General features: G+C 69.1%; 6 protein-coding genes and 1 pseudogene. 4 read left to right on the forward strand and 3 right to left on the reverse strand.

The window, feature by feature from the left end; translation table 11 throughout:
* The 3 genes from ADK36_RS07085 to truA form a co-directional block, all read left to right on the forward strand.
* Positions 1-415: DNA-directed RNA polymerase subunit alpha C-terminal domain-containing protein (locus ADK36_RS07085; protein ID WP_048587468.1), on the forward strand; the 415-nt coding region annotated here is incomplete at its 5' end.
* Between the two features lie 179 nt (positions 416-594).
* Positions 595-1,104, forward strand: coding sequence for a 50S ribosomal protein L17 (gene rplQ / locus ADK36_RS07090; RefSeq protein WP_048587469.1), 510 nt, complete (start codon positions 595-597; stop codon positions 1,102-1,104).
* A 166-nt stretch (positions 1,105-1,270) separates the two neighbouring features.
* Positions 1,271-2,131: a tRNA pseudouridine(38-40) synthase TruA gene (gene truA, locus ADK36_RS07095; protein WP_048587470.1), complete on the forward strand. Its 861-nt coding sequence runs from the start codon at positions 1,271-1,273 to the stop codon at positions 2,129-2,131.
* 44 nt (positions 2,132-2,175) lie between these two features.
* Here truA and ADK36_RS07100 read toward each other — a convergent pair whose 3' ends face one another.
* The 3 genes and pseudogenes from ADK36_RS07100 to ADK36_RS07110 all read right to left on the reverse strand — a co-directional run bounded on the left by ADK36_RS07100 (position 2,176) and on the right by ADK36_RS07110 (position 6,580).
* On the reverse strand, positions 2,176-3,525 hold the full coding sequence (locus ADK36_RS07100) for an SGNH hydrolase domain-containing protein (protein WP_048587471.1): 1,350 nt from the start codon (positions 3,523-3,525) through the stop codon (positions 2,176-2,178).
* 127 nt (positions 3,526-3,652) lie between these two features.
* Positions 3,653-5,143: pseudogene (locus ADK36_RS51405) on the reverse strand (glycosyltransferase family 2 protein); the annotation flags it as partial.
* A 552-nt stretch (positions 5,144-5,695) separates the two neighbouring features.
* Positions 5,696-6,580, reverse strand: a complete 885-nt coding sequence (locus tag ADK36_RS07110) for a hypothetical protein (protein WP_048587473.1) — start codon at positions 6,578-6,580, stop codon at positions 5,696-5,698.
* Between ADK36_RS07110 and ADK36_RS07115 the strand changes: the two genes are divergently transcribed.
* Positions 6,579-7,427 (forward strand): glycosyltransferase family 87 protein (locus ADK36_RS07115; protein ID WP_048587474.1); only part of this gene is annotated, 849 nt, incomplete at its 3' end. The genes ADK36_RS07110 and ADK36_RS07115 overlap by 2 nt on opposite strands.

Consider the following 7,427-nt stretch of genomic DNA (forward strand, 5'->3'; position numbering starts at 1 on the left):
TCCGCGTGACGCCATGGCGTCGGCCGGTAAGACGCTGGTCGAGCTGTTCGGTCTCGCCCGTGAGCTGAACATCGACGCCGAGGGCATCGACATGGGCCCGTCCCCCACGGACGCCGCCCTTGCCGCTGATCTGGCGCTGCCGATCGAGGAGCTGGAGCTCACCGTTCGGTCGTACAACTGCCTCAAGCGTGAGGGCATCCACTCCGTGGGTGAGCTCGTGGCGCGTTCCGAGGCCGACCTCCTGGACATCCGTAACTTCGGTGCGAAGTCCATTGACGAGGTCAAGGCGAAGCTGGCCGGCATGGGCCTCGCGCTCAAGGACAGCCCGCCCGGATTCGACCCGACCGCCGCTGCCGACGCCTTCGGTGCCGACGACGACGCGGACGCCGGGTTCGTCGAGACCGAGCAGTACTAAGCGCTTCGCGGGAAGGCCGTACTGCTTCTGCGGGCCGGTTTCGGCTGGTCGCGCAGTTCCCCGCGCCCCTTCCGGGAGCGCCCCTTCGGGGCTGCTCCCGGATCTCCGACAGGTAACCGCCTGCTCGGATACTGACCTCGGTACCTCATACGGCCGGGGCAGACATACAGGAGATTGACATGCCGAAGCCCACCAAGGGTGCCCGTCTGGGCGGCAGTGCCGCGCACGAGAAGCTGCTCCTCGCGAACCTCGCGAAGGCGCTCTTCGAGCACGGCCGTATCACCACCACCGAGGCGAAGGCCCGCCGTCTGCGGCCGTACGCCGAGCGTCTGGTCACCAAGGCGAAGAAGGGCGACCTTCACAACCGCCGTCAGGTGCTCCAGGTCATCACGGACAAGAGCGTCGTCCACACGCTCTTCACCGAGATCGGTCCGCGGTACGAGAACCGTCCGGGTGGTTACACCCGTATCACCAAGATCGGTAACCGTCGTGGCGACAACGCGCCCATGGCTGTCATCGAGCTGGTCGAGGCGCTGACGGTCGCGCAGGAGGCCACGGGCGAGGCCGAGGCGGCCACGAAGCGTGCCGCCAAGGACGCCGAGGTCGCTGAGGTTGCCGAGGCCAAGGTCGACACGACCAAGGCTGAGGACGCCGCTGAGGCTCCGGCCGAGGAGTCGAAGGACGCGTAAGCGTCTGCGGGGGCTGTTCGGTTTGCGGCTGCGGCGTCGTCGTGGCGGGTCGCGCCCGCGCGGCGGAGCCGCATACCGACACAGCCCCGCGCCCCTGAAGGGCGATGGCGGGTCCGTTCCTTTCTCAGGAGCGGGCCCGCTTTTGTGTTCCTGAGAGGATCTCTGTGTGACTGATGAAGTAGCGCCTGGGTACGTCCGTGTCCGCCTCGACCTGTCCTATGACGGGAGCGAGTTCTCCGGGTGGGCCAAGCAAGCCGGTGGGCGGCGGACCGTGCAGGGGGAGATCGAGGATGCGCTGCGGACCGTCACGCGGTCGGGGAGCACGACGTATGAACTGACCGTGGCGGGGCGTACGGATGCCGGTGTGCATGCGCGGGGGCAGGTCGCGCATGTTGATCTGCCGGAGGTGGTCTGGCGTGAGCATCATGAGAAGTTGCTCAAGCGGCTCGCCGGGCGGTTGCCCAAGGATGTGCGGGTGTGGGCGCTCAGGGAGGCGCCGAGTGGGTTCAACGCGCGCTTCTCGGCCGTTTGGCGGCGGTACGCGTATCGCGTCACCGACAATCCCGGGGGTGTCGACCCGCTGCTGCGCAGTCATGTCCTCTGGCACGACTGGCCCCTCGACGTCGACGCCATGAACGAGGCCGCCGGGCGGCTGCTCGGCGAGCACGACTTCGCCGCCTACTGCAAGAAGCGGGAGGGGGCCACGACCATTCGGACGTTGCAGGAGCTGAGCCTGGTGCGGGGGGACGACGGGATCATCACCGCCACCGTGCGCGCCGACGCCTTCTGCCACAACATGGTGCGGTCGCTCATCGGGGCGTTGCTGTTCGTCGGGGACGGGCATCGGCCCGCGGACTGGCCCGGCAAGGTGCTCGCCGCCGGGGTCAGGGACTCGGCCGTGCATGTCGTACGGCCCCACGGGCTGACGTTGGAGGAAGTCGGCTACCCCGCCGACGAGTTGCTGGCCGCGCGGAGCAAGGAGGCGCGGAACAAGCGGTCGTTGCCGGGCGCCGCCGGGTGCTGCTAGGCGGGCCGGGCCGGGCCCTGTGGTGAGGGCCGGCCCGGTGTCCGTCAGGAGCCGACCGCTGTGTCCAGCTCCTTCTCCAGCCAGGGGGTGACGAACTCCATGCCGGCCTCGGAGAGGTGCACGTCGTCGCCCGGCGGGTAGAGGCGCTTGCCGTCGTCGGTGGTCTGGCGGCAGCTCTCCCTGTCGCAGAACAGGCCGTCGAGGTCGAGCAGATGCACCTCGGACCTGGCGGAGTCGACGAAGTCGGCGACGGCCTGGTTGAAGCAGCTGCCCCACTCGGAGGTGATCGCTCCGTTGTAGTTCCGCTCGTTCATCAGCAGAACCGTGGTGTCGGGCGACTCCTCGCTGACGAGCGCGACGGCCTTGGCGAGCTGCTTCGCGTAGCGCTTCTGGTAGGCCCGGTCGCAGGGCGTGAGCCACTTGCCGTCGATCTGCTGCTCGGCGGCGTCCCAGCCCACGTGGATCAGGGCCGCGTCGGGCTGTGCGCTGAGCTGGTCGGACCAGAAGTCCGTCCACTTCAGGCAGGACTCCCAGTTCTTGAAGACCGTGTCGGTGCGGTCCCGTACGGCGGTCGGGGACATGACGCCGCAGCCCCGCTGGCCGCCGTCGACCACGGCGTACTTGCTGCCGTGCCGGCCCAGCGCGGTCGCGAAGTCCTCCGCCATCGAGTCGCCCAGCGTCAGCACCAGCGGCTTGCCGTCGGGGCGCATCGAGTCGGCGATGTGGGTGGGCAGGTACCAGGAGCCGAAGCCGATGGCCAGGGAGGCGGCCGTGAACAGGGGGACCGCTCGGGCAGGGCGCCAGTCGCGGGTGCGGAACTGCTCGATGACGTAGTGCATGATCATCGCCAGCAGCCAGGTGAAGCCGGTGCCCAGCAGGAACAGGGCGTAGGGCTTCATGTCCGGGTAGGCCATCAACAGCAGCCAGTACACCGGCAGATGGAGCAGGTAGAGGCTGTACGAGATCTGGCCGATCTCCATCAGGGGCTTCAGGCGGAGTGCGCGTGCCAGGGGGCCCCGGTCGGTGCTCAGACAGGCGGCGGTCAGCGCGATCAGGAAGGCGACGACCGCGAGACCGCCCTGGTAGAGCAGCGGCTCGTGATAGGTGCTCACCTTCAGGCTGACGTAGACCACGGCGGCCAGGGAGAGGATCGCGGTCAGGGAGGCGAGGTGGTAGGCGAAGGCGCCGCCGGCTCTCCTTCCCTCCTTGCGGGAGGCTCCCCGCTGCACCAGGAACACGGCGAACGCCGCCGCCGCGCCCGCCATGAAGGCGACGGCACGGGTGTGGGTCGCCAGGTAGAGGAAGTCCGTGTCGTGGTTGCCGCCGCGCCACAGCACGGGCGCGATCAGCGCCGAGCCGCCGAACAGCAGGACGGTGACCACGGCGACCGGCACCGGCGAAGTCCAGCCGGGAGGCGACCTTGTCGTCCGGCGGGGTGTTGGGGTCGTCGTCGAACCAGATCGACCACCAGTAGAGGCCGCTCATACGGCGCTCCTGGACGACCTGGCAGACGGCCGGGTACCAGGTGGCCTGCACACGCGGGTTGACCGTGTTCTTGGTGTAGAAGTCGCCGGGCGCGTGGTAGGCGCCGTCCATGGCGGCGATGCCGGCCTCGGCGATGGTGATGTTGGGCAGAGGGCCGGTCGCCTTCCGGTCCAGCCAGGTGTTCCAGCCCTCCACCAGCCGTGAGACCGACGCGGTGTCCGGGACCTTCACGGGGAAGTAGGCGTCGACGCCGAGGTGGCCGACCGGCATGTTGATCCGGCCCGAGACGTAGTTGTCCCAGTTGGCGTCGTAGGCCACCTCACCGGAGAAGGTCTTCTCCGCCGAGGCCACCAGGCTGTCCCAGCCGGTGTCGCCCTCCATGGAGTTGAGTTCGGTGCCGATGACGAAGGTGTTGGCCTTGGTCTCCTCGGCGGCCTCCAGATAGGGGGTGAGGAAGGACCGGTAGGACCGGAACCAGGCCGAGCGGGACGCCGGGTCGATGTTGCCGCGCCAGCCGGTCGGCGGGTCCAGGGCCGCCTCGTCCATGATCGGCCGGATGGTGGTGCGCAGCCCGGCTTCCTTGAAGACCTTCAGCACGCGCGCCAGACGGGCCGGGGACGGCGTCTTGGCGCCGGCCGTGAGCGTGTTGGACGTACGGCCCTCGGTGAAGAAGGGGAAGGAGACGGACACGGAGTTCGCGCCCAGCCCCACGAGGTAGGTGACGGGCGAGGTGTTCATGTCGCCGACGAGCAGGCCGATGCACAGCACGGCGACGATGTGCTGGAGCGGGCCGAGGATCCAGGTGGCGACGCAGATCGACAGGAACCAGCGGTAGCGCAAGGGCACCGCCCTGTTGAAGCACAGGGCCACCAGGCCCCAGGCCCAGCGGTCGCGCTGCTTGACGAAGTCCCGGGCCGTGGCGGGGGAGGCGCCGTAGCAGCGGCCGTTGAACCAGTCGCTGCGGCCGGGGTAGCGGCGGCAGAAGGTCAGGGCGAGCCGGGCGTCCTCGACGATCTCCTTCGGACCGAAGTCCCAGCCGATCGTGGCCTCGATCGAGGCGCGCAGCACCAGCAGCTCGCCGTGCACGCCGGCGGCCGGCGTGCCCATGCCGGTCAGGGCGCGGAAGCGGGCGATGTCGTCGGCGGGGCGCACCGCGTCGGCGAGCCAGGTGAAGAGGTTGACCGCGTTCTCGCGGGGATAGGTCAGGATGCCCTGGGCCATGTGCTTGGCCTTGTCGGGATGGGCCCGGCGCTGGCGGTTGACGAACTGGGCGAGCGAGGACGCGGTGTCGGGCCCGACTCCGGTGTCGTCGTCCATGTGCAGCACCCAGACGTGGTCGAGGGTCTCGCCCTCCTCGATGCGCAGCTCATGGGCGTAGTGGTTGGCGCGGGCCTTGAACCGGGTGCCGTTGGCCGGGACGTACGCCTTGGGGACGGTGACCACGCGGATGAGCGGATGCGAAGCGGCGAGCCGGTCGATCGCCTCCGTCGCCTCGCAGCCCTCCTCGGTGAGCACGTCGACGCGCATGTACGGGAACCAGTCCGGCAGATGCTCGACATAGCTGCGCGACCAGAGCCAGGAAGGGCAGTAGAAAGGGCAGAATGCCCGGCTTCCAGGAGGCCGTGCGCTTGGCCAGCTTCGCGTTGTGCCGCGAATGCGGCACGCCCCCCTCGACCAGTGTCGATGCCATGACGACTGGGAACTCCCGTGAGATCGGTGGTGCGTTGAGGCAGCAGCAGATCTCGGCACGACACGTCACACGCGTCGCGCACTCACATTCCGGGTCCTACGCCCCCCAACGCCTTCTTTGGCGCTCCGGCCACTCAGATGCCCCCCCAGGCGCCTAAAGCACTGGCCGAATAGATGCACGATCCTCACACATTTGTGTAGGCGAGGGAACGTCTGTGTGGAAGGTGTGTTCAAAAGTTAACCATCCAAGAGCTTGTGCGGTGATGTCACGTCACGTTCCGTGATCACCTGTACTACGCCATACGTCCGGTTCGTGTGCCGGGCCCCAACGCAAAGCGGCGCCGGCAGCGGGGTGTCCGCTGCCGGCGCCGCCTGGCGTGGGGATCGGTGTTACTCGCCGGCCGCAGCCGACGCCTGGAGCTCGCCGCGCCGGTGGATCTGACGGAAGGCGAAGTCCTCCAGGTTCTCGCCGACCTGGAAGGCGTCCGTGTCCTTGTCCGTCATGTCCTTGCCGTTGGTGAAGCCGGTGATCGTGAAGTAGGCGTAACGGCCGTAGGCGTTGGAGGTCGTGAGGCAGACGGAGGACGTGCAGAAGTCCTTGATGCCCTTGCCGGAGAGGGACCTGATGATGTCCGTCTTCGTGTTGACCTTGCCCTTGACCTTGGTGGCCTGCGCCGCGTTGTCGAAGACCGCCACGCCGACCGTCACCGCGACGTCGTCCTTCACGTACGAGACACGCATGAAGCTGGTGCAGTCGTTGTCCGTGAGGATCTTCGGCAGCCCGCCCTTGGTGGCCGCGGAGCAGTTCTTCGTGTCGTCCGTCGCGCCCTTCTTGTACACCGTCGTCTCACCCACGGTCAGCTGCGTGCCCGGGAAGAGGATCTGCGCGCTGAGCGGAGCGGTGTCCTTGCTCTTGCTGGAGACGAAGTCCTTCGGGTCCAGCGGCGGCGGAGCGCTCGTCGACTCGAACGAGGGGGCGGTGGACTGGTTCGGCAGGCCCGAGCTCCCCGGGACGTCGGAAGCCGGTTTGTTCGAGGCGTCGTTGCTGTCGTTCGCCGACACCACGGCCACGGCGACGGCGGCACCGATCGCGACGGTGGCCAGCGCGCCGCCGCCGATGAAGAGCAGGCGGCGCCGTTTGTTGCGCGTCTCGGACGCCTCGGCGAGTGCGGCCCAGTCCGGCGTCTCGTCGGTGCCGTTGTTCCACGGCTGCTGGGATTGCGGTTTCCAGGGATCCCACTGGGACTGGGGTCCCCCCTGCTGCCCGTAGCTCATGGGGCGCATCTTAGACGGACCGAGGGTGTGCCGGTCCGTCCCAAGAAACGCACCCGCACCTAGCGTTCACACGGTGAGCGAGCGCAAAAGAGACATCTCCGGGTGGTTGGTACGACGGGCGACGTGGCATCTGTGGGGGGCGCTCGGGGCCGTGCTGGGTGCCCTGGTGGCGCGTACGGCCCTGGTGACCTCGGACGGAGGGATGGACAACGCCATCGTCGTGCGGGCGGCGCGGGTCTGGTGGGCCGGGGGTTCGCCGTATGACGACTCCCACTTCCTCTATCTGCCGAGCGCGGTGCTGGCGGCGGCTCCTCAGGTGCTGATCCCGCGGGGTGCGCTGAGCGTGCTGGTGCCGGCGGCGGTGACCGGGTGTCTCGTCGGGGGCTGGGTCTGTGCCTTACGTCTCCACGGCGTCCCGCTGCGCAGCCGCTTCGCGGCGCTCGGTCTGCTCGGCCTCGCGGCCGGGTTCGCGCCGTTCGCCCACCTTGTCGTGCTGGGGAACTGGACGGCGACGGCGGTGCTCGCGCTGCCGCTGGCGTTGCTGCTGGCCGGTCGGGGGCGGTGGGTGGCGGCCGGGGTGGTGATCGGGGCGGCGGTCGCGCTGAAGCCGCTGCTGGCGCCGGTGGGGCTGCTGTTCGTGTTCGCGCGGCGGTGGCGGGGGCTGGCGGCGCTGGTCGGGGTGCCGGTGGCGGCGTCCGTGGGGGCGGCGCTGCTGCTGCCGGATCCGGTGGGGTTCTTCACGCGCACCCTGCCGTTTCTGCTGAGCGGCGGTGACAGCTTTGTACGGCTGTATGAGGCGTCGCCGGGCGCGGTGCTGCCGCGGGTGGGGGTGCCGGGGGTGCTGGCC

It is taken from the genome of Streptomyces viridochromogenes (genome assembly GCF_001270495.1).
Taxonomy (GTDB): Bacteria; Actinomycetota; Actinomycetes; order Streptomycetales; family Streptomycetaceae; genus Streptomyces; species Streptomyces viridochromogenes_A.

Excerpts from the sequence above, each read along its gene's own strand:
- rplQ (WP_048587469.1), top strand. The coding sequence starts at position 595 with ATGCCGAAGCCCACCAAGGGTGCCCGTCTGGGCGGCAGTGCCGCGCAC.
- ADK36_RS07110 (WP_048587473.1), bottom strand. The coding sequence starts at position 6,580 with ATGAGCTACGGGCAGCAGGGGGGACCCCAGTCCCAGTGGGATCCCTGG.